Origin of the sequence: Zobellia sp. 1_MG-2023 (genome assembly GCF_030549125.1) — a bacterium.
Taxonomy (GTDB): Bacteria; Bacteroidota; Bacteroidia; order Flavobacteriales; family Flavobacteriaceae; genus Zobellia; species Zobellia russellii.
Window position 1 is genome coordinate 525,304 of sequence record NZ_JAUOSY010000002.1, and the last position, 24,672, is coordinate 549,975.

Below are 24,672 nucleotides of genomic sequence, written 5' to 3' on the forward strand. Positions count from 1 at the left end.
GAGATGTAAGTTTCAATTATAGATTCCAAGCTCTAAATTATTAAGTAATGAGAAAAAGACAGGCAAAGAAAAGACCACTTTTACCAGATCCAAGATTTAACGATCAATTGGTGACACGTTTTGTTAATATGATGATGTGGGACGGTAAAAAGTCAATCGCTTTTAGTGTTTTCTATGATGCGATGGATATCGTAGAAGAAAAAAAGACCGATGACGAAAAAACTGCTTTAGAGCTTTGGAAGGATGCCCTTTCAAATGTTATGCCTCATGTTGAGGTTAGAAGTAGAAGAGTAGGTGGTGCTACATTTCAAATTCCAATGCAAATTAGACCTGATCGTAAGATTTCCACTGCGATGAAATGGTTGATTAGCTTCGCTAGAAAGCGTAATGAAAAAGGAATGGCGCAAAAATTAGCAGCTGAAGTTCTTGCCGCTTCGAAAGAAGAAGGTGCAGCGGTTAAAAAGAGAGTAGATACACATAAAATGGCAGAGGCTAATAAAGCTTTTTCACACTTTAGATTCTAATCAGAAATGGCAAGAGATTTAAAATTTACAAGAAACATAGGTATTGCTGCTCATATTGATGCTGGTAAAACAACAACAACAGAGCGTATACTTTTTTATACAGGTGTTAGTCATAAGATAGGTGAGGTGCATGATGGTGCGGCTACTATGGACTGGATGGAGCAGGAGCAAGAGCGTGGTATTACCATTACTTCTGCTGCAACAACATGTACATGGAAATTTCCAATGGAAAACGCAAAACCGTTGCCTGATACCAAGGATTATCACTTTAATATAATAGATACTCCGGGGCACGTTGATTTTACGGTGGAAGTTAACCGTTCTTTGCGTGTTTTGGATGGTTTGGTTTTCCTTTTCAGTGCAGTTGATGGTGTAGAGCCTCAGTCTGAGACTAACTGGAGGTTGGCCGATAACTATAAAGTGCCTCGTATTGGTTTTGTTAACAAAATGGATCGTCAAGGTTCTAACTTCTTGAACGTGTGTAAGCAGGTTAAGGAGATGTTGGGGTCAAATGCTGTTCCAATTGTATTGCCTATTGGTGATGAAGCTGACTTTAGAGGTATTGTCGATTTGGCTAAAAACAGAGCAATAGTTTGGCACGAGGAAGGTTTTGGGTCAACTTTTGATGTTGTTGATATTCCAGAGGACATGAAAGCTGAGGTTAAGGAGTATAGAGCTGCCTTGATCGAAGCAGTTGCGGAGTATGATGAGGAGTTGATGGAAAAATTCTTTGAAGATGAGGATTCTATCACGGAAGAGGAAGTTCATGCTGCATTAAGGGCTGCTGTTATGGATAGGGCTATTATTCCTATGGTCTGTGGTTCTTCGTTTAAAAATAAAGGTGTTCAATTCTTGTTGGATGCTGTTTGTAGATATTTGCCTTCTCCTGTAGATAAGGATGCCATTGTTGGTGTAAATCCTGAAACTGGACAAGAAGAGTCTAGAAAACCTAGTGTAAAGGAACCTTTTGCGGCTTTAGCTTTTAAAATTGCTACGGATCCATTTGTTGGTAGATTGGCGTTTTTTAGAACGTATTCTGGTCGTTTGGATGCTGGTTCTTATATATTGAACAATCGTTCAGGAAAAAAAGAGCGTATTTCACGTATTTATCAAATGCATTCCAATAAACAAAATGCTATCGATTTTATCGAAGCTGGGGATATTGGAGCTGCGGTAGGGTTTAAGGATATTAAAACAGGTGATACAATGTCTGCTGAAAAGCATCCTATTGTATTGGAAAGCATGGACTTTCCTGATCCTGTAATTGGTATTGCTGTTGAGCCTAAAACTAAGGTTGATGTAGATAAATTGGGTATGGCTTTGGCTAAATTAGCTGAAGAAGATCCTACATTCCAAGTAAAAACAGATGAGGCTTCAGGTCAGACAATTATTTCTGGTATGGGTGAGCTTCACTTGGATATTATTGTTGACCGTTTGAAACGTGAGTTCAAAGTAGAGGTAAACCAAGGTGAGCCACAGGTTGAGTACAAAGAGGCGCTTACTAAAATGGCTGCGCACAGAGAAACTTATAAGAAGCAATCTGGTGGTCGTGGTAAGTTTGGTGATATTGTATTTGAAATGAGTCCTGCAGATGAGGATTTCGAAGGAGAAGGGTTGCAGTTTGTTGATGAGATAAAAGGTGGTCGTATTCCTAAGGAATTTATTCCTTCTGTTGAAAAAGGATTTGCAGCTGCAATGCTTAATGGTCCATTAGCCGGATTTGAAATGGATTCAATGAAGGTTGTCTTAAAGGATGGTTCTTTCCACCCTGTGGATTCTGATGCACTTTCTTTTGAGCTTGCTGCAAAAATGGGATATAAAGCTGCAGGTAAAGCTGCTGGTGCCGTAATTATGGAGCCAATCATGAAAATCGAGGTGTTAACACCAGAAGAGAACATGGGTGATATAGTTGGTGATTTGAACCGTAGAAGAGGAACTATCTCTAGTATGAGTGATAGAGCTGGAGCTAAAGTTATTAAAGGTGAGGTGCCATTATCGGAAATGTTCGGTTATGTTACTTCTCTAAGAACACTTTCTTCGGGTAGAGCAACCTCTACAATGGAATTCTCTCACTATGCTGAGACTCCATCAAATATTTCAGAACAGGTTATTAAGGCAGCAAAAGGTGTTACAACCGCTTAATTTTTTAGAAAGATGAGCCAGAAAATAAGGATAAAATTAAAATCTTACGATCACAATTTGGTGGATAAGTCTGCTGAAAAAATCGTAAAAACGGTAAAAACTACCGGAGCTGTGGTAACTGGACCTATTCCTTTGCCAACGCATAAGAAAATATTTACAGTATTGCGTTCGCCGCACGTAAATAAGAAGTCTAGAGAGCAATTCCAACTTAGTTCTTATAAGAGATTGTTGGATATCTATAGTTCTTCATCAAAAACTATTGATGCCCTTATGAAGTTAGAGCTTCCTAGTGGTGTTGAGGTTGAGATAAAAGTATAGTTTTAACCCGTCCGGTTAGGATGGGGGACATGTCCCGAGCTGCGTGCGAGGGAAAAACGGAGAAAAACAATCAGGGTTGAATTGTTTTGACCCTGTTTTTTTGTCCCATAGTTAATGAGTATTTAATAAGTATATATAAACGGAAGGCGGGTTTGTGAAAATCTGAATTCCATAATCTAAAATCAGTATGTCTGGGTTAATTGGAAAAAAAGTAGGCATGACCAGCATCTTTGACGAGAACGGGAAGAACATTCCTTGTACTGTTATAGAAGCAGGACCATGTGTAGTTACCCAAGTCAGAACCGAAGAGGTTGATGGGTATAGTGCTCTTCAACTTGGTTTCGATGACAAGGCAGATAAGCGTGCTAATAAGGCCGAAGCGGGTCATTTTAAAAAGGCAGGTACATCTCCTAAGAAGAAAGTCGTTGAATTTCAAGGTTTTGATGAAGGTTACAAATTGGGTGACACAGTAGGTGTTGACGTATTTGTAGAAGGAGAATTTGTAGATGTTATTGGTACGTCTAAGGGTAAAGGTTTTCAAGGTGTTGTAAAGCGCCACGGATTTGGTGGTGTAGGTCAAGCGACCCACGGGCAACATAACCGTTTGAGAGCTCCTGGTTCCATTGGTGCCGCATCTTATCCTGCTAGAGTTTTTAAAGGAATGAAAATGGCCGGAAGAATGGGTGGTGATAGAGTTACCGTTCAGAACCTTAGAGTGTTAAAGGTAGTGCCGGAGAAGAATCTTTTAGTTGTAAAAGGTGCGGTTCCAGGTCATAAGAATGCTTACGTAACTATCGAGAAGTAATGAAGGTAGCAGTTTTAGATATCAAAGGAAAAGAAACAGGTAGAAAGGCAGACCTTTCTGATGCTGTTTTTGCAATAGAGCCAAATGATCACGCCGTGTACCTGGATGTTAAGCAATACTTGGCACACCAGAGACAAGGTACGCACAAATCTAAGGAGCGTGCGGAAATTGCGGGTAGTACTCGTAAGATCAAAAAGCAAAAAGGAACTGGTACAGCGCGTGCCGGTAGTATTAAATCTCCTATTTTTAGAGGTGGTGGTAGAATTTTTGGACCAAGACCAAAGGATTACGGACAAAAGTTGAACAAAAACGTTAAGCGTTTAGCTCGTAAATCTGCTTTGAGTATTAAGTCTAAGGAGCAAGCAATTTTAGTTGTTGAAGACTTTAATTTTGATACACCAAAGACTAAGGATTTTAAAGGTGTTTTGAAGTCTTTAGGGCTTGAAAACAAAAAATCGTTGTTTGTCTTGGGTGATTCAAATAATAGCGTATATTTGTCTTCGCGAAATTTGAAAGGTTCCGAAGTTGTAACTTCCTCAGAAATAAGCACTTACAAAATTCTTAATGCAAACAGTATCGTATTGCTTGAGGGTGCTTTAGAAGGATTGGAGTCAAACTTAACAAAATAGAAAGCCATGAGTGTGTTGATAAAACCAATAATAACGGAAAAAATGACCGCCGAGAGCGAGTTGTACAATCGTTATGGTTTCATAGTTGATCCAAGGGCCAACAAGATTCAGATTAAAGACGCGGTAGAGGCAACTTACGGTGTTTCGGTTAAGAGTGTACGTACCATGAATTATGGTCCGTCTAGAAAAACGCGTTTCACCAAGACTGGAGTACAGCATGGTAAGACTAATGCAATTAAAAAAGCAATAGTTGATGTGGTTGAAGGTGATGCTATTGATTTTTACAGTAATCTATAAAGACAAGAAATGTCAGTTAGAAAATTAAAACCCATAACCCCCGGACAGCGTTTTAGAGTAGTAAATGGTTTTGACGCCATTACTGCTGATAAGCCGGAGAAGAGCTTGCTCGCTCCGTTAAAAAAATCGGGAGGAAGAAACAGTCAAGGAAAAATGACCATTCGCCATAGAGGTGGTGGGCATAAGAGAAGGTATCGTGTAATTGATTTCAAGAGGGATAAGCAAGATGTTGCTGCTACTGTTGAGTCAATTCAGTACGATCCAAACAGAACGGCTTTTATTGCATTGTTGAAGTATGCTGATGGTGAGAAAAGATACATCATTGCTCAAAACGGATTGCAAGTAGGTCAAGAGGTTGCTTCTGGTAGTAATGTTGCTCCTGAAATTGGAAATGCATTGCCAATAAGCGAGATACCGTTAGGTACTATTATTTCTTGTATAGAATTACGACCTGGTCAAGGAGCTGTTATGGCTAGAAGTGCAGGTACTTTTGCTCAGTTAATGGCAAAAGACGGTAAGTTCGTTACGGTTAAAATGCCTTCAGGTGAAACTAGGTTGATTTTGTCTACGTGTATGGCTACGATTGGAGCTATTTCAAACTCCGATCATCAGTTATTGGTGTCTGGTAAAGCAGGTAGAAGTAGATGGTTGGGTAGAAGACCTAGGACTAGACCTGTAGCTATGAACCCTGTTGATCACCCAATGGGTGGTGGTGAAGGTAGGGCTTCTGGTGGTCATCCAAGATCAAGAAACGGAATTCCGGCTAAAGGTTATAGAACGCGTACTAGAACCAAGAAGACGAATAAGTATATTCTAGAACGTAGAAAGAAATAAAAAGTAAGAAACAATGGCACGATCGTTAAAAAAAGGACCTTACGTTCATTATAGTTTGGATAAAAAAATCCAGCAAAGCGTTTCTTCTGGAAAGAAGAGCGTTATAAAAACGTGGTCAAGAGCATCGATGATAACACCTGATTTTGTAGGTCAGACAATAGCTGTGCACAACGGAAGGCAGTTTGTTCCTGTTTTCGTTACAGAGAATATGGTAGGTCATAAATTAGGCGAATTTTCTCCAACAAGATCTTTTAGAGGTCATGCAGGAGCCAAGAACAAAGGAAAAAAGTAAGCTATGGGAGTTCGAAAAAAACAGATGGCCGAAAGAATTAAGGCTGAGAAAAAGCAGATAGCGTTCGCTAAATTGAACAACTGTCCTACGTCTCCTAGAAAAATGCGCTTGGTTGCGGATTTGGTTAGAGGTGTAAAAGTAGAGCAAGCATTGGCAATACTACGTTTTAATCCAAAGGAAGCTTCTCGTAAATTAGAGAAATTGTTGCTTTCTGCCTTGGCAAACTGGCAATCTAAGAATGAGGATGCTAGTGTAGAGGATGCGGATCTTTTTGTAAAGGAAATTCGTGTTGATGGTGGTAGTATGTTGAAAAGATTGCGTCCGGCCCCACAGGGTAGAGCGCATAGAATTAGAAAACGTTCCAACCATGTTACATTGGTATTGGGGTCTAATAATAATATAGAAAGCTAGAATGGGACAGAAAACAAATCCGATAGGGAATCGTCTAGGAATTATCAGAGGATGGGAATCTAACTGGTACGGTGGAAACGATTATGGAGATAAACTAGCTGAAGACGATAAAATACGTAAATATATTCATGCGCGTTTGGCCAAGGCTAGCGTTTCTAGAGTAATTATAGAGCGTACTTTAAAGTTGATTACAATAACTGTGACTACTGCAAGACCTGGTATTATTATCGGTAAAGGTGGTCAAGAGGTGGATAAGCTTAAAGAAGAGCTTAAGAAAATCACCAATAAAGAGGTTCAGATCAATATTTATGAGATTAAGAGGCCTGAGTTGGATGCAAATTTGGTAGCAGCTAGTGTTGCTCGTCAAATTGAAAGCAGAATTTCTTTTAGAAGAGCTATTAAAATGGCTATTGCTGCGGCAATGAGAATGAATGCTGAAGGAATCAAAATTCAGATTTCTGGTCGTTTGAACGGTGCTGAGATGGCGCGTTCGGAGTCTTATAAAGATGGTCGTATTCCATTATCTACTTTCCGTGCAGATATCGATTATGCTTTGCATGAAGCACAAACGACTTACGGTAAGTTGGGTATCAAGGTTTGGATCATGAAAGGTGAAGTGTACGGCAAGCGTGAATTGTCTCCGTTAGTGGGTATGACTAAAGGTCAGTCTTCAAAAGGTGGTGATAAACGTGAAGGCGGAAGAAAGCAACGTCGTAGAAAGTAATTTTTTAAAGAAGTAAACAATGTTACAACCTAAAAGAACCAAGTTTCGTAAGATGCAAAAGGGCCGCATGAAAGGCAATGCGGGTAGAGGTTTCCAATTGTCTAATGGAATGTTCGGCATCAAAACTTTGGATTCAAAATTTATAACGTCACGTCAGATCGAGGCAGCTCGTATCGCGGCTACTAGATATATGAAAAGGCAAGGCCAGTTATGGATAAAAATATTTCCAGACAAGCCTATTACCAAAAAACCTCTTGAGGTTCGTATGGGTAAAGGTAAAGGTGCTCCTGAGTATTTTGTAGCGGTCGTTAAGCCTGGAAGAGTTTTATTTGAAGTTGCTGGTGTACCTATGGATGTTGCTAAGGAAGCATTGAGGTTGGCGGCACAAAAGTTACCTGTTAAGACAAAATTTATTGTGGCACGTGACTACGTTGATCAAGATTTAATCTAAGTTGTACCATGAAAAACAAAGAAATTAAAGAATTGTCTGTAGAAGAGCTTAAGCAAAAGCTGGCTGAGTTTAAAAAGGAGACTGCGAATCTTAAAATTGCGCATTATGTGACGCCTCTTGAGAATCCGCTTCAAATCAGAAAGGCAAGAAGAACGGTAGCTAGATTAGCAACGGAATTAACTAATAGGGAAAACCAATAACTGGTTCGGCTTTATGGAAGAAAAAAGAAACTTAAGAAAAGAGAGGATAGGGGTTGTAACCAGTAACAAAATGGAGAAATCCATTGTTGTGGCCGAGGTAAAGCGAGTAAAGCACCCTATGTACGGTAAGTTCGTTTTAAAGACGAAAAAATACGTTGCTCATGATGAAAAGAATGATTGTAACGAAGGTGATACCGTTAAGATAATGGAGACACGCCCGTTAAGCAAGACTAAAACTTGGCGTTTAGTAGAAATCTTAGAAAGAGCTAAATAATATGTTACAGCAAGAATCAAGATTAAAGGTAGCGGATAACACAGGGGCAAAAGAAGTTTTGACCATTCGTGTACTTGGTGGTACCAAGAGAAGATACGCTAGCATCGGAGATAAAATCGTTGTTACGGTTAAGGAAGCTACGCCAAACGGAGGTATCAAAAAAGGTGCTGTTTCTACGGCGGTAGTTGTTAGAACAAAGAAAGAAGTTAGAAGACCTGATGGTTCATATATTCGTTTCGATGACAATGCTTGTGTATTGTTGAATCCAACGGGAGAAATGAGAGGAACCCGTGTTTTTGGTCCGGTTGCCCGCGAGTTACGCGACAAGCAATTCATGAAAATTGTTTCATTGGCCCCAGAGGTACTATAATATTATAGCAAGCATGAAAAAGTTAAAAATTAAAACAGGAGATACGGTTCGTATCGTTGCTGGGGACCATAAAGGAACCGAAGGCAAGGTAATGAGCGTAGATCTTGAAAAGAACAAAGCCATCGTAGAAGGTGCTAATATGGTTTCTAAGCATCAGAAGCCTAGTGCGCAAAACCCTCAGGGTGGTATCGTTAAAAAAGAAGCTCCTATCCATATTTCCAATCTTGCCCTTATTGATGCAAAATCAGGTGAGACAACAAGAGTAGGGTACGAGGTTAGAGACGGAAAGAAAGTCCGGTTTTCTAAGAAATCCAATGAAGTAATATAAGTTATGGCTTACGTTTCGAGGTTAAAAAAAGAATATGGTGAGCGTATAGTAGATGCGCTTAAAGAAGAGTTTGGTTACAAGAATGTAATGCAGGTGCCAAAACTTGAGAAGATAGTTGTTAGTAGAGGTGTAGGAGCCGCTGTTGCAGATAAGAAACTTATCGATCATGCAGTAGAGGAGTTGACCAATATTACAGGTCAAAGAGCTGTAGCTACTCTATCTAAGAAGGATGTTGCTGCGTTTAAGTTGCGTAAGGGTATGCCTATTGGCGCCAAAGTAACTTTACGTGGTGAGCGTATGTACGAATTTTTGGATCGTTTAATTACAAGTGCATTGCCACGTGTTCGTGATTTTCAAGGTATTAAAGCTACAGGTTTTGATGGTCGTGGAAATTATAGCCTAGGTGTAACGGAGCAAATAATCTTTCCTGAAATCAATATTGATAAAATCAATAGAATTGACGGAATGGATATTACCTTTGTTACTTCTGCTGAAACGGACAAAGAAGCAAAATCATTATTAACAGAATTAGGATTACCTTTTAAAAAGAACTAGTATGGCTAAAGAATCAATGAAAGCCCGTGAGCGCAAAAGGGCAAAGACTGTTGCTAAATATGCCGAGAAAAGAAAAGCTTTGAAAGAAGCTGGAGATTACGAAGCATTGCAAAAGTTGCCAAAGAATGCATCACCTGTTCGTATGCACAATCGTTGCAAGTTAACAGGTAGGCCAAAAGGTTACATGAGAACTTTTGGTATCTCTAGGGTTACCTTCAGAGAAATGGCCAACCAAGGTCTTATACCAGGTGTTAAAAAGGCAAGTTGGTAGAATTATTGAATAACTGGTTTCAGGTTCGTTAATAAAGACGAAAACCGTTACCGAATTATATACAGATGGTTACAGATACTATAGCAGATTACCTAACGAGAGTTAGAAATGCCAGCAGAGCTGGTCACAGAGTGGTAGAGATACCTTCTTCCAAGGTGAAGAAAGAGATGACTAAAATATTGTTCGATCAGGGTTATATTTTGAGTTACAAGTTTGAGGAAGACAAAGTTCAGGGTACTATTAAGATTGCCTTGAAATATGACAAGGCAACAAAGGAGCCTGTTATTAAGAAAATACAAAGAGTTAGTAAGCCAGGTTTACGTAAGTATGCAGGAGCTGAAAACTTACCAAGAGTCTTGAACGGCTTAGGGATAGCGATAGTATCAACCTCTCATGGGGTTATGACTAGCAAGCAGGCAAAAAATGAGAATGTAGGTGGCGAGGTGCTTTGCTACGTATATTAATAGGATAAATAGTAAGAAATGTCAAGAATTGGTAATAATCCGGTAGCTATTCCTGAAGGGGTTACTGTTGAGGTAAAGGAAAACGAGGTTGTCGTAAAGGGCAAGTTGGGTGAGCTTACTCAAGAGTTTTCTGCCGTCGAGATAAAAATTGAAGAGAACCAGGTTTGGGTAACTAGACCGTCAGATTCTAAAGAGCATAAGGCAAAGCATGGTCTTTACCGTTCGCTAGTTAGAAATATGATCGAAGGTGTTTCTAAAGGTTGGACAAAAGAATTAGAACTTGTAGGTGTGGGTTACCGTGCCAGTAATCAAGGTCAGAAATTAGATATCGCCTTAGGATTTTCACACAATATAGTAATAGACATAGCTCCAGAAGTTAAGGTTGAAACTGTATCTGAGAAAGGAAAGAATCCAATTGTAAAATTGACATCTTTCGACAAACAATTGGTGGGTCAGATTGCCGCTAAAATACGAGGCTTTCGTAAGCCTGAGCCTTACAAAGGAAAAGGTGTTAAGTTTGTTGGCGAGCAATTAAGAAGAAAAGCAGGTAAATCAGCTTAATAGTATATCATGGGATTATCAACAAGCGAAAGAAAACAGAGAATACGGAGAAGAATCAGAAAGGTTTCCAATGGAACAGCGGAAAGACCTAGATTATCCGTTTTTAGAAGTAATAAAGAAATTTATGCTCAAGTTATAGACGATACAAAAGGAGCTACATTAGCTTTCGTATCTTCAAGAGATAAAGATTTGGCAAAAGAAAAAGGTACTAAAATTGAAATTGCAAACCTTGTTGGCAAGGCTATAGCTGCTAAGTGTAAAGAAGCAGGTATTGAAAAAGTTGCTTTTGATAGAGGTGGTAACCTTTACCACGGAAGAGTGAAATCTTTAGCTGAAGGCGCAAGGGAAGCAGGACTTAATTTTTAAATAGTAGTATGTACCAGAAATATAAAAACGTAGAGACCGTAAAACCCGGTGGGTTGGAACTTAAAGATAGATTGGTAGGCATACAACGTGTTACCAAAGTTACTAAAGGTGGTAGAGCTTTTGGTTTTTCAGCTATAGTTGTTGTAGGTGATGAAAACGGAGTTGTTGGTCACGGTTTAGGAAAATCTAAAGAAGTAGCAACTGCTATTGCCAAGGCTATTGAAGATGCAAAAAAGAACTTGATCCGTATTCCTTTGAACAAGGCAACATTGCCTCATGAACAAAAAGGGAAATTTGGTGGAGCTCGTGTATATATCCAACCGGCATCTCATGGTACCGGAGTTATTGCAGGTGGTGCAGTAAGAGCGGTATTGGAAGCAGTTGGCGTACAAGATGTATTGTCTAAGTCTCAAGGTTCTTCTAACCCTCATAATGTGGTTAAAGCTACTTTTGATGCACTTTTACAACTAAGGGATGCTAGAACTGTAGCTGGTCAAAGAGGAGTTTCTCTTGAAAAAGTTTTTAAAGGATAAGTAGAAATATTATGGCAAAGAAAATTCTGGTAAAACAGTTAAAGAGCAGCATCAAAAGGCCCCAGAACCAAAAGCGTACATTGTCCGCTTTAGGTCTTAAGAAAATTGGTCAAGTAGTAGAGCATGATGCCACGCCGAATATACTCGGTATGATAGCAAAAGTTGAACATTTGGTTTCCACTGAGGAAGCTTAAATAGCATATTATAATGAATTTAAGTAATCTAAAGCCGGCAGATGGTTCTACCAATAGAGCTGGCAAGAGAATAGGTAGAGGTCAGGGATCTGGTAAAGGTGGGACTGCTGCAAGAGGACACAAAGGTGCTAAGTCTAGATCTGGTTACTCTAAGAAAATAGGTTTTGAAGGTGGTCAGATGCCATTACAAAGACGTGTGCCTAAATTTGGTTTTACTAACATAAACCGAGTGGAGTACCAAGGAATCAATATTGAGAAATTACAAGAGTTGGTCGATAACAAAAAAGTTAAAGACGCTGTAACTTTTGAAATGTTGGTAGAAAATGGTTTGGCCAAAAGTAAGGACCTTGTGAAAATATTAGGTGGTGGAGAGTTAAAAGCTTCACTTAAGGTTTCAGCGCATAAATTTACGGCAAGTGCCAAAGCGGCCATTGAAGCTGCAGGTGGAGAAGCAATAAATTTATAAGCATAACTGACCATGAAGAAATTTTTCGAGACCATATCCAATATTTGGAAGATAGACGAGCTAAGGAATAGGATTATGCTAACCCTTGGTTTGTTGTTGGTATACCGTTTTGGTTGTCAAATTGTTCTTCCGGGTATTGATTCTACACAATTAGCGGAATTAGCCTCAGGTACCGATTCTGGTATATTTGGGCTTTTGAATGCTTTTACTGGTGGTGCTTTTGCAAATGCATCAATTTTTGCCTTAGGTATTATGCCTTATATATCGGCATCTATTGTTGTTCAGCTTATGAGTATTGCTATACCTTATTTACAGAAGTTGGATAAAGAAGGTGAAAGTGGTAGAAAAACGAAGAATCAAATTACTCGTTGGTTAACTATTGGTATCTGTGTAGTTCAGGCTCCAGCTTATTTATACGGTCTGGAAGCTTTTGGAGTTCAAGATAGTGCCTTTGTTTTAGGTAAAGGATTGGATTTCATGGTTCCTGCAGTTATTATCTTGGTAACCGGTTGTGTTTTTGCAATGTGGTTGGGAGAGAAGATTACTGATAAGGGTATTGGTAATGGTATATCGCTTTTGATTATGATCGGTATTATTGCCACTATGCCTCAATCTTTTGTTCAAGAATTCATTTCTAGAACTGTAGATAACAATGGTGGTCTTATGTTTATCCTTATTGAAATTATACTTTGGTTCTTGGTGATTTTGGCCAGTATACTTTTGGTAATCGCTACGCGTCAGATACCGGTGCAATATGCAAGAAGGACTGCTTCTGGTGGTTATGAGAAGAATATAATGGGTTCTAGGCAGTATATTCCTTTGAAGTTGAATGCTTCTGGGGTTATGCCTATTATCTTTGCTCAGGCTATAATGTTCGCTCCTAGTTTAATAGGAAAAACGTTCAACAACACCGCTGTGGGTCAGTGGATGGAAGTTCAGTTTCAGGATATATTTGGTCTAGCTTACAACGTGTTGTTCGGTTTATTGATAATTATTTTCACGTATTTCTATACAGCTATTACAGTTCCGACCAATAAAATGGCAGATGATTTGAAGAGAAGTGGTGGTTTTATACCTGGAATTAGACCAGGAAAAGAGACAGGAGACTTCTTAGATAAAATAATGTCTTTGATTACATTGCCAGGTTCCGTATTTTTGGCGCTTTTAGCAGTATTACCTGCTATAGTGGTTAAATTAATGGATATTCAAGCGGGTTGGGCTTTATTCTATGGTGGTACATCACTTTTAATTATGGTGGGTGTGGCAATTGATACGGTACAACAAGTAAATGCGTATTTGCTGAATAGACATTATGACGGGTTGATGAAAACTGGGAAAAATAGAAAAGTCGCATAAGTATGGCTAAACAAGCAGCAATAGAACAAGACGGGTCTATAATTGAAGCATTGTCAAACGCAATGTTTAGAGTAGAGTTAGAGAACGGTCATGTAGTAACGGCTCACATTTCAGGAAAGATGCGTATGCATTATATTAAGTTACTTCCTGGAGATAAAGTGAAATTGGAGATGAGTCCTTATGATTTATCCAAGGCCAGAATTACATATAGATATTAGTAATACGATAGAAGAATAAGAACGATGAAAGTAAGAGCATCAGTTAAAAAAAGAAGTGCCGACTGCAAGATTGTACGCAGAAAGGGCAGGTTGTACGTAATCAACAAAAAGAATCCTAGATTTAAACAAAGACAAGGATAGTTATGGCAAGAATTGCAGGTGTAGACATACCAAAACAGAAGAGGGGCGTAATTGCATTGACCTATATTTTTGGTGTCGGTAGAAGTAGGGCTAAAGAGATTTTGGAAATAGCCCAAGTAAGTGAGGATACGAAAGTGTCTGATTGGAACGATGATGAGATTGGTCGTATCAGGGATGCGGTTTCTTCTTTTACTATAGAAGGTGAGTTACGTTCTGAAACGCAGCTTAATATTAAGCGTTTGATGGATATAGGTTGTTACCGTGGTATTCGTCACAGATCAGGTCTTCCCCTTAGAGGACAACGTACAAAAAATAACTCTAGGACGAGAAAAGGAAAAAGAAAAACGGTAGCCAACAAGAAGAAGGCAACTAAATAATAAGTAGGTTATTATGGCAAAGGCAACTACAAAATCAGGTGCAAAAGCGGCAAAGAAGCGTAAAGTAATCGTTGACTCGGTTGGAGAAGCTCACGTAACTGCATCTTTTAATAATATTATAATTTCCCTTACCAATAAAAAAGGAGATGTCATTTCTTGGTCATCTGCTGGAAAAATGGGTTTTAGAGGGTCTAAGAAAAACACTCCTTATGCTGCGCAAGTAGCTGCAGAAGAGTGTTCTAAAACTGCTCATGAGGCTGGTTTAAGAAAAGTAAAGGTCTATGTTAAAGGACCTGGTAACGGAAGAGAATCTGCAATTCGTGCCGTTCATAATTCTGGTATAGAAGTTACCGAAATTATTGATGTAACACCGATGCCGCATAACGGTTGTCGTCCTCCAAAAAGAAGAAGAGTTTAATTAATTACTAATATTTCACAGAAGTGTTTTTTACGATTATCGAAGGATAAGCCTTAATTCATAATCACACTTCTTAATTTAAGAAAATGGCAAGATATACAGGACCTAAGAGTAAAATCGCCCGTAAGTTTGGCGAAGCAATTTTCGGAGATGACAAATCTTTCGAAAAAAAGAATTATCCTCCAGGACAACATGGTAACGCAAGACGTAGAGGTAAGAAGTCTGAGTACGCGGTACAGTTAATGGAGAAGCAAAAAGCTAAGTATACCTACGGTATCTTAGAAAAGCAGTTTAGAAACATTTTTGCTACTGCTAAAAGAAAAGAAGGTGTTACCGGTGAGGTATTACTTCAATTATGTGAGTCACGTTTGGACAATGTAGTTTTCCGTATGGGAATCTCTCCATCAAGAAGAGGAGCAAGACAATTGGTTTCGCACAGGCATATTACCGTAAATGGTGAGTTGGTAAACATACCATCTTATTCTTTAAAGCCAGGTGATGTTGTTGGTGTACGTGAAAAATCTAAATCTTTACAGGCCATACAAGATTCACTTGCTGCTAACAGTAAAGTGTACGAATGGATAACTTGGAATTCAGAAAAGAAAGAAGGTGCTTTTGTAACCGTTCCTGAAAGACTTCAAATTCCAGAGAATATCAAAGAACAATTAATAGTTGAGCTTTACTCTAAATAATAAAGAACACTAAGTCATATGGCATTATTTAATTTTCAGAAACCCGATAAAGTAATAATGATCGATTCTTCGGATTTCGAAGGGAAGTTCGAATTTCGTCCTTTGGAGCCCGGTTATGGGTTAACTGTAGGGAACGCACTAAGAAGAGTGTTGCTTTCATCATTAGAAGGCCATGCGATTACCTCTGTGAGAATGGATGGTGTGGAACATGAATTTTCGGTTGTTTCTGGCATAGTAGAAGATGTTACGGAAATAATATTGAATCTTAAACAAGTTCGTTTTAAGAAGCAGATAGAAGATTCTGAAGCAGAAGTAGTTTCAATTTCCGTAAGTGGAAAAGAGCAATTGACTGCTGGTGATTTCCAGAAATTTATTTCGGGTTACCAAGTGTTGAATCCGGATTTGGTTATCTGTAATATGGATTCTAAAGTGAACATCAACATGGAAATAGTTATAGACAAAGGTCGTGGCTATGTTCCTGCAGATGAGAACAAAAAATCAAATGCTGCTTTAGGTACGATTGCTATTGACTCTATATTTACTCCTATAAAAAATGTAAAATATAGTATTGAGAATTTTCGTGTAGAGCAAAAGACAGATTACGAAAAATTGGTTTTCGAAATTGTTACAGATGGTTCTATTCATCCTAAAGATGCTTTAACAGAAGGAGCTAAGGTTTTGATTCATCACTTTATGTTGTTTTCTGATGAGCGTATCACTTTGGAAGCAGATGAGATTGCCCAAACAGAGACTTATGATGAGGAATCACTTCACATGCGTCAGTTGTTGAAAACTAAATTGGTAGATATGGATCTTTCCGTTCGTGCCTTAAATTGTTTAAAGGCTGCTGAAGTAGATACTTTAGGAGATTTAGTTTCTTTCAATAAAAATGACTTGATGAAATTTAGAAATTTCGGTAAGAAGTCATTAACAGAGTTAGAAGAATTGGTTATCAATAAGGGGCTTAGCTTCGGGATGGACCTTTCAAAATATAAATTAGATAAAGATTAATCGATATTTCTTACACGAAGGGAAATTCCCTGGGGTTGGAGAAATACATTAGAACAAAAGAATGAGACACGGTAAAAAAGTCAATCATTTAGGACGTAAGACAGCGCACAGAAAAGCGATGTTGGCCAACATGGCATGTTCCTTGATCGAGCACAAAAGAATTAATACAACCGTAGCTAAGGCTAAGGCGTTAAAGCAATTTGTTGAGCCTTTGATTACAAAATCAAAAGCAGAAAACAATCTAACTGCAGAAAAGGGAACTCATAACAGACGTATCGTTTTCAAAAACCTTAGAGATAAGTATGCAGTTACAGAATTGTTCAGTACTGTTGCAGAGAAGGTTGCTGATAGACCAGGTGGTTACACAAGAATTATTAAACTTGGTAATCGTTTAGGAGATAACGCTGATATGGCTATGATAGAGTTGGTTGATTTTAACGAACTTTACAATGCTGGTAAAGCCAAGAAGAAAACTACTAGAAGAAGTAGAAGAAGTGGTGGTAAAGGCGAAGAAGAAGCTGCTAAGGTAGAGGCTAAGGAAACTAAAACTCCACCAGTAGTTGCTGAAGATTCTGAAAAGGGGTCTCAGAAAGATATTGAAGCTAAAGCAGACGATTCAGAAGAATAAGATGTTGATATTTAATAATATTTGGAAAAGGATAAACTTAATAGTTTATCCTTTTTTTATGTTTATTTGTGAAATTAAAAAAAATACAGACGTATGAAGTATCAATCCCGAAAGAAAGCATTGTTATTGTTGGCCGATGGAACCATTTTTTATGGAAAATCAGTAGGCGATAAAGAGGGGACTGCATTTGGAGAGGTTTGTTTTAATACTGGAATGACGGGGTATCAAGAGATATTTACCGATCCATCATATTTCGGTCAAATAATGGTAACCACGAATGCCCACATTGGTAATTATGGTACCGTTGCCGAAGAAGTAGAGTCAGATTCAGTTAAGATATCTGGTTTGGTTTGTAGAAATTTCAGTTACAACTATTCAAGACCAAGAGCGGACAAGAGTTTAGAGAGTTTCTTAGATGAAAATGAACTTTTTGCTATATCAGATGTAGACACCCGTGCATTGGTGAGCTATATTAGAGATAATGGAGCTATGAACGCCGTAATATCTACAGATGTAGATAATATTGAAGAATTAAAGGAGAAATTGGCCAAAGTGCCAAGTATGGAAGGGCTGGAACTAGCATCTAGTGTGTCAATCTCTGAGCCTTATTTTTATGGAGATGACAATGTACCTCTTAAAATTGCGGCATTGGATATAGGAATTAAAAAGAATATTCTAAGAAACCTAGCCAAAAGAGGAGGTTACATAAAGGTTTTCCCTTACAACACTTCTTTTAAGGAAATGGAAGCATGGGGAGCGGATGGATATTTTATTTCAAACGGTCCTGGCGATCCGGAACCTTTGTCTGATGCTATAGAGACAGCAAAAGGTATGATTTCTAGCGGTAAACCCGTTTTTGGAATATGTCTAGGACACCAAGTTATTGCTTTGGCAAACGGGGTTTCTACTTATAAGATGCATAATGGCCACAGGGGAATTAATCATCCTATCTTGAACCTGCTCAGTGGAAAAGGGGAAATTACCTCGCAGAACCATGGTTTTGCCGTGAATAGAGAAGAAACCGAGGCTAATACCAATTTAGAGATTACACATGTACATCTAAATGACCAAACTGTTGCCGGTATTCGTATGAAGGACAAAGACGTGTTTTCGGTGCAATATCACCCGGAAGCTAGTGCTGGTCCACATGATGCAGAATATTTATTTGATCAATTCTTTGAAATGATCGAGAAAAATTCAGTAGCCCTGGCATAAGGTTAAGTAATTGTTATAATATCGGTAATATAGTTGCGCCGTACAATACATTACTTACGCGGTTTTGTATATTTGCAGCTAGCTAAATTTAATAGAATTCGAAACATAAAATTATATTTATGAGTATCATATTAAGTGTACATGCACGTCAGATTTTAGATTCAAGAGGAAACCCGACCGTAGAGGTAGATGTAATTACCGAGAACGGTGTAATGGGTAGGGCTGCAGTACCATCTGGAGCATCAACAGGAGAACATGAGGCTGTAGAGCTTCGTGATGGAGGAAAAACCTTTATGGGTAAAGGTGTTCTTAAAGCGGTAGAGAATGTAAATACAGTTATTGCCGAAGAAATTTTGGGAATGTCCGTTTTTGAGCAAAATCTTCTTGATCAAGTAATGATCGACTTAGATGGTACTCCAAATAAATCAAAATTAGGGGCCAACGCTATTTTAGGTGTTTCTTTAGCGGCAGCTAAGGCAGCGGCCAATGAGTTGGGTATGTCTTTGTTCCGTTATGTGGGTGGTGTAAGTGCAAACACATTACCAGTGCCAATGATGAATATCATCAATGGCGGTTCGCATTCAGATGCACCTATCGCTTTTCAGGAATTTATGGTTATGCCGGTAAAGGCAAAGAGCTTTTCTCATGCCATGCAAATGGGTACTGAAATCTTCCACAATCTTAAAAAAGTACTTCATGATAGAGGTCTAAGTACGGCTGTAGGTGATGAAGGTGGTTTTGCTCCTAACTTGGCGGGAGGTACTGAAGATGCATTGGATACCATTGCAAAAGCGGTTGAGAATGCAGGTTATAAATTAGGTGATGAAATCATGATCGCTTTGGATTGTGCTTCTGCTGAATTCTATGTAGACGGTAAATATGACTACACTAAATTTGAGGGCGATAAAGGAGTGGTAAGAACTTCTGAAGAGCAAGCTCAGTACTTGGCAGATTTAAGTGCTAAATATCCTATCATTTCAATTGAAGATGGTATGGATGAAAATGATTGGGACGGTTGGAAATCTTTGACCGAAAAAATAGGTGATAAAGTACAGTTGGTAGGAGATGACCTTTTCGTAACCAATGTTGAGCGTTTATCTAAAGGTATCGAAAATGGCATTGCTAACTCAATTTTGATTAAAGTAAACCAGATAGGTACATTAACTGAAACTATTGCAGCGGTTAATATGGCTAAAAATGCTGGATATACTTCTGTTATGAGCCACAGATCTGGTGAAACAGAGGATAATACCATAGCAGATTTGGCTGTAGCGTTAAATACGGGTCAGATTAAAACTGGTTCAGCTTCTAGGTCGGATCGTATGGCCAAGTATAACCAATTGCTTCGTATTGAGGAAGAATTAGGAGATACGGCCTATTATCCTCAGGATAAAGCGTTTAAGATTAAGTAGTGATTTAAGACAGCTAAATGTAATTTAAAAAAAGCCTTTCTTTTCGATATATTTCGAACTAGAAAGGCTTTTTTTTTGGACTAATGACAAAGTTTGCCTACCTTTTTAACAAACTTCTAACCAGAACTTCGCATGAATAACTTTCTCTTTGTTGCTGCTGAAAACGATGCTATACCTAATTGTAAAGCAGGGGGCATGGGCGATGTTGTGCGAGATGTACCAAGGCACATTTCCAAACGTGGAGATAAGGTACAGGTTGTTGTACCATCGTACTCCAGGCTTCACCTAAACGGAACATTTAGAACAAACCTTAATTTTCAGTTAAGGGGAACTACATACAGTGCCGAGCTCTATGAGGTAGTTGGGAAAAAAGAATGCCCCAATATAGTTCATTATGTCATTCACCACCCGGAGATTCAAGAAGGTGGTATAGCCCATATTTACCACGATGATCCCACAGAACCTTTCTTTACTGACTTTATAAAATACATTATTTTCTGCACCGCCGTCGCGGAAGCAATAAAAATGGGAGCTTTTGGAGAGCTAGATGTTGTTCATATGCATGATTGGCATGCAAGCGCATTGTTATTTCTAAAAACTTATCACCCTAGGTATAAGGAGTTGAAGAAAATGAGATATGTCTACAGCATTCACAACTTGGCTATACAGGGTATACGACCATTTTATGATAATTATGCATCTGTACATAACTGGTTTCCGGAACTGCAGTTAGATCATGAGGCCCTAAAGGATCCAAGATATGAAGATTGTATTAACCTTATGGCGGTGGGTATTCGCCTTGCGGATTCTGTGCATACCGTATCGCCATCGTATAAGGAAGATGTAATGTTGCCTAGTGCTAGGCCCGAATTTGTAGGTGGGGAGAGTTTGGAGAAAGATTTGCAGCAAGCAAATAATGAAGGGCGTTTGATAGGAATTCTAAACGCTTCAAACTATAATAACATTAGAAAGGCCGAGAAAGGGTTGCTATACCGCAATACGATTAAAGCACTTTTTGGGTGGTTACAGGATGAATCAAAAAAATACAAAGCGGATTTCTTGGCCCATACCGGCGAAAAAATCATGCAACATGTAGATGAAAAGCCTAAGTTCATTGTCTCTAGTGTAGCTAGGCTAACGGAGCAAAAGTTTTATTTTTTTAAACGATCGCCGGAAGCCTTTGAGCAAATGCTGGAAAGACTACAAAAAGTAGACGGAATCTTTATGCTTTTAGGGACTGGAGATCCGGATTACGAGGAGTTTTTCCGTAGCATGAGTTACAAACACCATAACTTTGTTTTTACCAATGGTCAATCAGAAGATTTAATAGATTCCATCTACTTGGAATCGGATTTGTATTGTATGCCTAGTCTCTTTGAACCTTGTGGTATTAGCCAAATGTTGGCTATGCGTAATGGTAACCCTTGTTTTGTTCATCATACAGGAGGGTTAAAAGATACGGTTGAACATCATGTTACGGGTTTTGCCTTTGACGGAAAGACCTATGATGAAAAAATAAAAAATATGGTCAAGAACTTTAGCGAGGCCATAGATGTCTGGGAGAACGATAAGGCCAAGTGGAAAAAAATTAAGGGTAATGCAGAAAAGGTTCGTTTTACCTGGGAAAAATCTTTGGATGAATACTATGATAAACTGTATGTTCTCTAGTAAAAATCTATTATTCTACAACAACCAATTAAATCATTGTTAATTATTAACTAAAGAAAAAAACATCATTGTTAAGATGTTACATTTTCCGTAAATTTACATCCACTTCAATTTTAAGTAAAATTCAAAAATGTCAGATAAAGCTACTTTAGAGTATAACGGTAAGAAATACGATTTTCCAGTAATAAAGGGCACCGAAGATGAGCTCGCCATAGATATCAAGAGTTTACGAGCGTCCACAAACGGTATAATAACTATAGATCCAGGCTATAAGAACACAGGTTCTTGTGAAAGTGCCATAACTTTCTTAGATGGTGAGAAGGGAATTTTAAGATACAGAGGGTATTCTATAGAAGAGCTTGCCGAAAAAGCGGATTTTTTAGAGGTTGCCTACCTTTTGATTTTTGGAGAATTACCGAATAAAGTAGAATTAGAAAAATTTCATGCAGATATAAGAGATGAATCTCATGTAGATGAAGAAATGAAAAAGATTTTGGATGGATTTCCAAAATCTGCACATCCCATGGGCGTATTATCGTCTTTGACCAGTGCGCTTATAGCATTTAATCCATCTACCGTAGATGTTTCTTCTGATAAGGACATGTACCATGCCATTGTACGTATTTTAGCTAAGTTCCCGGTTCTTGTGGCTTGGACACTTAGAAAGAAAAAAGGTTTGCCTTTGGATTATGGCGATGATACTTTAGGTTACGTGGAGAACATTCATAAAATGATGTTCAAAAAACCAAATCAAGTGTACCAAAAGAACGATTTGGTTATAGATGCTTTGGATAAATTATTGATTTTACACGCAGATCATGAGCAGAACTGTTCTACATCAACCGTGAGAATAGTAGGTTCTTCGCATGCAGGTTTGTTCGCTTCGCTTTCGGCAGGAATCTCTGCTCTTTGGGGACCGTTGCACGGTGGTGCCAATCAAGCGGTTTTAGAAATGCTTGAGGCCATTGAGAAAGATGGGGGAGATACAAAGAAATATATGGCGAAGGCCAAGGATAAGTCAGATCCGTTTAGATTAATGGGCTTTGGACATAGGGTTTATAAAAACTTTGATCCACGCGCAAAAATTATTAAAAAAGCAGCGGATGATGTGTTAAGTAATTTAGGTATTGAAGATCCTATTTTAGAAATCGCCAAAGGTCTTGAAAAAGAAGCTTTGGAGGACCAGTATTTCGTAGATAGAAAATTATATCCTAACGTAGATTTTTATTCAGGTATAATCTATCGTGCTTTAGGCATACCTACTGAAATGTTTACGGTTATGTTCGCTTTAGGCCGTTTGCCGGGGTGGATTGCTCAATGGAGAGAAATGCGTTTAAGAGGAGAGCCGATAGGAAGACCAAGACAAGTTTATATTGGGGCTACTTTACGTCCTTTTGTAGATGTAGATTTAAGATAGATTATAATAACTATTTATGGAAGTGTCCATTTTTGAGAATCTCAAGAGTGGACACTTTTTTTATTTCGGGAATGTGTATTGCCCGTCATTTCGTTCTCTTATCTTTGGCAAAAAAAATAGTATATGCTAAAGCTTCATGTTAACGACGAGATTTCTAGGTTAAGGGCCGTAGTTTTGGGTACTGCCAAGAGTAATGGTCCCGTTCCAAAGCCAGAAGAGGCGTATGACCCTAAATCATTGGAACATATTTTGGCGGGAACCTATCCAAAGGAAGAGGATATGGTTTTGGAGATGGAAGCCTTTGTCAAGGTATTCCAAAAATATGATGTACGGGTTTTTAGACCTGAGGTCCTACAGGACTGTAATCAGATTTTTTCTAGGGATATAGCATTTGTTATAGAGGATAAACTTATCATAGCCAATATTTTGCCGGATAGGGAAAAAGAGGTAGAAGCCATTCTTCACGTTTTGGATAAAATTGAAGACCAGAATATTTTACATCCACCTGTTGAAGTCCATGTAGAAGGTGGTGATGTCATGCCTTGGCAAGATTATATTTTTATTGGCACTTATACCGCAGATGATTATCCCAGTTATATTACGGCCAGAACAAATCAAGCGGCCGTAGATTATATTACGGAACAATTTCCGAATAAAAAGGTAAAATCGTTTCAGTTGCGTAAGTCCAATACTGATGCAAAGCAGAATGCACTTCATTTAGATTGCTGTTTTCAGCCCTTGGGAAATGGAAAGGCAATTTTGCATAAAAATGGATTTTTGATAGAAGAGGAGTACCAATGGTTGGTAGACTTCTTTGGAAAAGAAAACATATTTGAAATTTCGGCAGATGAAATGTACCAAATGTTTAGCAACGTATTCTCTATTTCACCGGAAGTAATAGTTTCGGAAAAGAATTTTACGCGACTCAACACTTGGTTGCGCGAGCAAGGTTTTACGGTGGAGGAAATCCCGTATGCCCAAATTGCAAAACAGGAAGGCCTTTTACGTTGCAGTACCCTACCGTTAATTAGGGACTAATGCCACTTTCAGGATATTTTAGGGGCATTGTTAGGTGTTTTGTTTTAACAATATTGTCCTCTTATTTTTCTATTCTACACTAGGCTACACAGATTTAAAAGCACTAATTTTGCTTCAACTTAATTGAATTTATTATGCAGATTACGAACACTATACTCATGATTCGTCCGGTTAATTTTAGGATGAACGAGCAGACTGCGGTCAACAATTACTTTCAAGAAGATATTGATATTCAAAATACTACTATTAACGAAAAAGCCCAACAGGAATTTGATGCTTTTGTAACTGTTTTACGAAGTAAGGGTGTAAAGGTAGTTGTAGTTGAGGACACGAAAGAACCCGATACTCCGGATTCTATTTTCCCAAATAATTGGATATCCTTTCATGCGAATGGTACCGTAGGTCTGTACCCTATGTTTGCGGAAAATAGACGTAATGAAAGACGAGAGGATATTCTGGAAACTCTTGAGGAAAACGGGTTTCAGATAGAAAATATTGTAGATTATACATCTGCTGAAGCCGAAGGTGTTTTTCTTGAGGCCACAGGAAGTATGGCTTTGGACCGTGTAAATAAAAAGGCGTACTGCGCTCTATCCAGTAGGGCGGATGAGGATTTGTTTATCGAGTTCTGTGAAGATTTTGAATATTCACCGGTCATCTTTACAGCAAACCAATCTGTAGACGGTAAGAGAATGCCTATATATCATACCAATGTAATGATGTGTTTGGCCGAAGATTTTTCGGTTATCTGTTTGGATACTATAGATGATAAGAAGGAACGTAAAAATGTTATTGGTCATCTAAAAGAAGATGGAAAGGAAGTTATTGCCATTACGGAGCAGCAAATGCACCATTTTGCAGGAAATATGCTTCAAGTTTCAGGTAGTGATGACAAGAGATATTTGGTAATGAGTTCCTCGGCATACCATAGTTTAACTCCAGCACAAGTTGAAGCTATTGAAAAGCATTGCGAGATTATCCATAGTTCTTTGGAAACCATAGAGACCTGTGGTGGAGGGAGTGCACGCTGTATGATGGCCGAAGTTTTTCTGCCCCGTTCGAAATAAGGATT

Annotated in this window: 37 protein-coding genes; all 37 read left to right on the top strand. The window is 38.5% G+C overall.

Annotated elements, in window-relative coordinates; translation table 11 throughout:
• Window positions 1-47: 47 nt before the first annotated feature.
• Window positions 48-524, top strand: a complete 477-nt coding sequence (rpsG, locus tag Q4597_RS06165; RefSeq protein ID WP_013993855.1) for a 30S ribosomal protein S7 — start codon at window positions 48-50, stop codon at window positions 522-524.
• 6 nt (window positions 525-530) lie between these two features.
• Window positions 531-2,666 (top strand): elongation factor G, encoded by a 2,136-nt coding sequence (gene fusA, locus Q4597_RS06170; protein ID WP_289038956.1) that lies wholly within the window; start codon window positions 531-533, stop codon window positions 2,664-2,666.
• Between the two features lie 12 nt (window positions 2,667-2,678).
• A complete protein-coding gene (gene rpsJ, locus Q4597_RS06175) occupies window positions 2,679-2,984 on the top strand; it encodes a 30S ribosomal protein S10 (RefSeq protein WP_007094989.1) in 306 nt (101 codons plus the stop codon).
• A gap of 187 nt (window positions 2,985-3,171) precedes the next feature.
• Window positions 3,172-3,789: a 50S ribosomal protein L3 gene (gene rplC, locus Q4597_RS06180; RefSeq protein WP_215912891.1), complete on the top strand. Its 618-nt coding sequence runs from the start codon at window positions 3,172-3,174 to the stop codon at window positions 3,787-3,789.
• Entirely contained in the window at window positions 3,789-4,418 is a 630-nt protein-coding gene (gene rplD / locus Q4597_RS06185; protein WP_215438411.1) for a 50S ribosomal protein L4, read from the top strand. The genes rplC and rplD overlap by 1 nt, the downstream gene beginning before the upstream one ends.
• A gap of 6 nt (window positions 4,419-4,424) precedes the next feature.
• Window positions 4,425-4,715: a 50S ribosomal protein L23 gene (gene rplW, locus Q4597_RS06190; protein ID WP_215438410.1), complete on the top strand. Its 291-nt coding sequence runs from the start codon at window positions 4,425-4,427 to the stop codon at window positions 4,713-4,715.
• A gap of 9 nt (window positions 4,716-4,724) precedes the next feature.
• Window positions 4,725-5,549, top strand: coding sequence for a 50S ribosomal protein L2 (rplB, locus tag Q4597_RS06195; RefSeq protein ID WP_215438409.1), 825 nt, complete (start codon window positions 4,725-4,727; stop codon window positions 5,547-5,549).
• A gap of 13 nt (window positions 5,550-5,562) precedes the next feature.
• Window positions 5,563-5,841: a 30S ribosomal protein S19 gene (gene rpsS / locus Q4597_RS06200; RefSeq protein ID WP_215438408.1), complete on the top strand. Its 279-nt coding sequence runs from the start codon at window positions 5,563-5,565 to the stop codon at window positions 5,839-5,841.
• Window positions 5,842-5,844: 3 nt separating this feature from the next.
• On the top strand, window positions 5,845-6,252 hold the full coding sequence (gene rplV, locus Q4597_RS06205; protein WP_215438407.1) for a 50S ribosomal protein L22: 408 nt from the start codon (window positions 5,845-5,847) through the stop codon (window positions 6,250-6,252).
• A gap of 1 nt (window position 6,253) precedes the next feature.
• Complete coding sequence (rpsC, locus tag Q4597_RS06210) at window positions 6,254-6,976, top strand: 30S ribosomal protein S3 (protein WP_038238165.1); 723 nt, start codon at window positions 6,254-6,256, stop codon at window positions 6,974-6,976.
• A 19-nt stretch (window positions 6,977-6,995) separates the two neighbouring features.
• Complete coding sequence (rplP, locus tag Q4597_RS06215) at window positions 6,996-7,427, top strand: 50S ribosomal protein L16 (protein ID WP_215438406.1); 432 nt, start codon at window positions 6,996-6,998, stop codon at window positions 7,425-7,427.
• 8 nt (window positions 7,428-7,435) lie between these two features.
• Window positions 7,436-7,627 (top strand): 50S ribosomal protein L29, encoded by a 192-nt coding sequence (gene rpmC, locus Q4597_RS06220; RefSeq protein WP_215438405.1) that lies wholly within the window; start codon window positions 7,436-7,438, stop codon window positions 7,625-7,627.
• Window positions 7,628-7,640: 13 nt separating this feature from the next.
• Window positions 7,641-7,901: a 30S ribosomal protein S17 gene (rpsQ, locus tag Q4597_RS06225; RefSeq protein WP_013993866.1), complete on the top strand. Its 261-nt coding sequence runs from the start codon at window positions 7,641-7,643 to the stop codon at window positions 7,899-7,901.
• A gap of 1 nt (window position 7,902) precedes the next feature.
• Entirely contained in the window at window positions 7,903-8,271 is a 369-nt protein-coding gene (gene rplN / locus Q4597_RS06230) for a 50S ribosomal protein L14 (RefSeq protein ID WP_013993867.1), read from the top strand.
• Window positions 8,272-8,284: 13 nt separating this feature from the next.
• Window positions 8,285-8,599 carry a 50S ribosomal protein L24 gene (rplX, locus tag Q4597_RS06235; protein ID WP_215438404.1) on the top strand — a complete coding sequence of 105 codons (315 nt, stop codon included), beginning with the start codon at window positions 8,285-8,287 and terminating at the stop codon, window positions 8,597-8,599.
• Window positions 8,600-8,602: 3 nt separating this feature from the next.
• The gene (rplE, locus tag Q4597_RS06240) at window positions 8,603-9,154 is read left to right on the top strand and encodes a 50S ribosomal protein L5 (RefSeq protein ID WP_215438403.1); all 552 of its coding nucleotides are present in this window, start codon (window positions 8,603-8,605) and stop codon (window positions 9,152-9,154) included.
• Between the two features lies 1 nt (window position 9,155).
• Window positions 9,156-9,425, top strand: a complete 270-nt coding sequence (rpsN, locus tag Q4597_RS06245; RefSeq protein WP_013305180.1) for a 30S ribosomal protein S14 — start codon at window positions 9,156-9,158, stop codon at window positions 9,423-9,425.
• 65 nt (window positions 9,426-9,490) lie between these two features.
• Complete coding sequence (gene rpsH, locus Q4597_RS06250) at window positions 9,491-9,889, top strand: 30S ribosomal protein S8 (protein ID WP_215438402.1); 399 nt, start codon at window positions 9,491-9,493, stop codon at window positions 9,887-9,889.
• Window positions 9,890-9,907: 18 nt separating this feature from the next.
• The gene (gene rplF, locus Q4597_RS06255; RefSeq protein WP_215438401.1) at window positions 9,908-10,450 is read left to right on the top strand and encodes a 50S ribosomal protein L6; all 543 of its coding nucleotides are present in this window, start codon (window positions 9,908-9,910) and stop codon (window positions 10,448-10,450) included.
• Between the two features lie 9 nt (window positions 10,451-10,459).
• Complete coding sequence (rplR, locus tag Q4597_RS06260) at window positions 10,460-10,816, top strand: 50S ribosomal protein L18 (protein WP_215438400.1); 357 nt, start codon at window positions 10,460-10,462, stop codon at window positions 10,814-10,816.
• 8 nt (window positions 10,817-10,824) lie between these two features.
• Complete coding sequence (rpsE, locus tag Q4597_RS06265; RefSeq protein WP_215438399.1) at window positions 10,825-11,349, top strand: 30S ribosomal protein S5; 525 nt, start codon at window positions 10,825-10,827, stop codon at window positions 11,347-11,349.
• An 11-nt stretch (window positions 11,350-11,360) separates the two neighbouring features.
• Window positions 11,361-11,543 carry a 50S ribosomal protein L30 gene (rpmD, locus tag Q4597_RS06270; protein ID WP_215438398.1) on the top strand — a complete coding sequence of 61 codons (183 nt, stop codon included), beginning with the start codon at window positions 11,361-11,363 and terminating at the stop codon, window positions 11,541-11,543.
• Window positions 11,544-11,556: 13 nt separating this feature from the next.
• Window positions 11,557-12,009, top strand: a complete 453-nt coding sequence (rplO, locus tag Q4597_RS06275) for a 50S ribosomal protein L15 (RefSeq protein ID WP_215438397.1) — start codon at window positions 11,557-11,559, stop codon at window positions 12,007-12,009.
• Between the two features lie 12 nt (window positions 12,010-12,021).
• On the top strand, window positions 12,022-13,365 hold the full coding sequence (secY, locus tag Q4597_RS06280; RefSeq protein WP_303405269.1) for a preprotein translocase subunit SecY: 1,344 nt from the start codon (window positions 12,022-12,024) through the stop codon (window positions 13,363-13,365).
• A 2-nt stretch (window positions 13,366-13,367) separates the two neighbouring features.
• Window positions 13,368-13,583 (top strand): translation initiation factor IF-1, encoded by a 216-nt coding sequence (gene infA / locus Q4597_RS06285; RefSeq protein ID WP_013751343.1) that lies wholly within the window; start codon window positions 13,368-13,370, stop codon window positions 13,581-13,583.
• A gap of 24 nt (window positions 13,584-13,607) precedes the next feature.
• A complete protein-coding gene (gene ykgO, locus Q4597_RS06290) occupies window positions 13,608-13,724 on the top strand; it encodes a type B 50S ribosomal protein L36 (protein ID WP_013305171.1) in 117 nt (38 codons plus the stop codon).
• A 2-nt stretch (window positions 13,725-13,726) separates the two neighbouring features.
• Entirely contained in the window at window positions 13,727-14,101 is a 375-nt protein-coding gene (gene rpsM, locus Q4597_RS06295) for a 30S ribosomal protein S13 (RefSeq protein WP_194524636.1), read from the top strand.
• Between the two features lie 13 nt (window positions 14,102-14,114).
• On the top strand, window positions 14,115-14,519 hold the full coding sequence (gene rpsK / locus Q4597_RS06300; RefSeq protein ID WP_038238201.1) for a 30S ribosomal protein S11: 405 nt from the start codon (window positions 14,115-14,117) through the stop codon (window positions 14,517-14,519).
• 86 nt (window positions 14,520-14,605) lie between these two features.
• Window positions 14,606-15,211, top strand: coding sequence for a 30S ribosomal protein S4 (gene rpsD, locus Q4597_RS06305; protein ID WP_215438395.1), 606 nt, complete (start codon window positions 14,606-14,608; stop codon window positions 15,209-15,211).
• 18 nt (window positions 15,212-15,229) lie between these two features.
• Window positions 15,230-16,222, top strand: a complete 993-nt coding sequence (locus Q4597_RS06310; RefSeq protein WP_215438394.1) for a DNA-directed RNA polymerase subunit alpha — start codon at window positions 15,230-15,232, stop codon at window positions 16,220-16,222.
• Window positions 16,223-16,283: 61 nt separating this feature from the next.
• Window positions 16,284-16,850 carry a 50S ribosomal protein L17 gene (gene rplQ / locus Q4597_RS06315; protein WP_215912888.1) on the top strand — a complete coding sequence of 189 codons (567 nt, stop codon included), beginning with the start codon at window positions 16,284-16,286 and terminating at the stop codon, window positions 16,848-16,850.
• Window positions 16,851-16,943: 93 nt separating this feature from the next.
• Window positions 16,944-18,065, top strand: a complete 1,122-nt coding sequence (carA, locus tag Q4597_RS06320; protein ID WP_303405270.1) for a glutamine-hydrolyzing carbamoyl-phosphate synthase small subunit — start codon at window positions 16,944-16,946, stop codon at window positions 18,063-18,065.
• 119 nt (window positions 18,066-18,184) lie between these two features.
• Window positions 18,185-19,477 carry a phosphopyruvate hydratase gene (gene eno, locus Q4597_RS06325; protein ID WP_215912886.1) on the top strand — a complete coding sequence of 431 codons (1,293 nt, stop codon included), beginning with the start codon at window positions 18,185-18,187 and terminating at the stop codon, window positions 19,475-19,477.
• 132 nt (window positions 19,478-19,609) lie between these two features.
• Window positions 19,610-21,145: a glycogen synthase gene (locus Q4597_RS06330; RefSeq protein WP_303405271.1), complete on the top strand. Its 1,536-nt coding sequence runs from the start codon at window positions 19,610-19,612 to the stop codon at window positions 21,143-21,145.
• Window positions 21,146-21,275: 130 nt separating this feature from the next.
• Window positions 21,276-22,562 (top strand): citrate synthase, encoded by a 1,287-nt coding sequence (locus Q4597_RS06335; RefSeq protein ID WP_215912884.1) that lies wholly within the window; start codon window positions 21,276-21,278, stop codon window positions 22,560-22,562.
• 123 nt (window positions 22,563-22,685) lie between these two features.
• Window positions 22,686-23,600, top strand: coding sequence for a dimethylarginine dimethylaminohydrolase family protein (locus tag Q4597_RS06340; protein WP_303405272.1), 915 nt, complete (start codon window positions 22,686-22,688; stop codon window positions 23,598-23,600).
• Window positions 23,601-23,734: 134 nt separating this feature from the next.
• Entirely contained in the window at window positions 23,735-24,667 is a 933-nt protein-coding gene (gene ctlX, locus Q4597_RS06345; protein WP_303405273.1) for a citrulline utilization hydrolase CtlX, read from the top strand.
• Window positions 24,668-24,672: the final 5 nt, after the last annotated feature.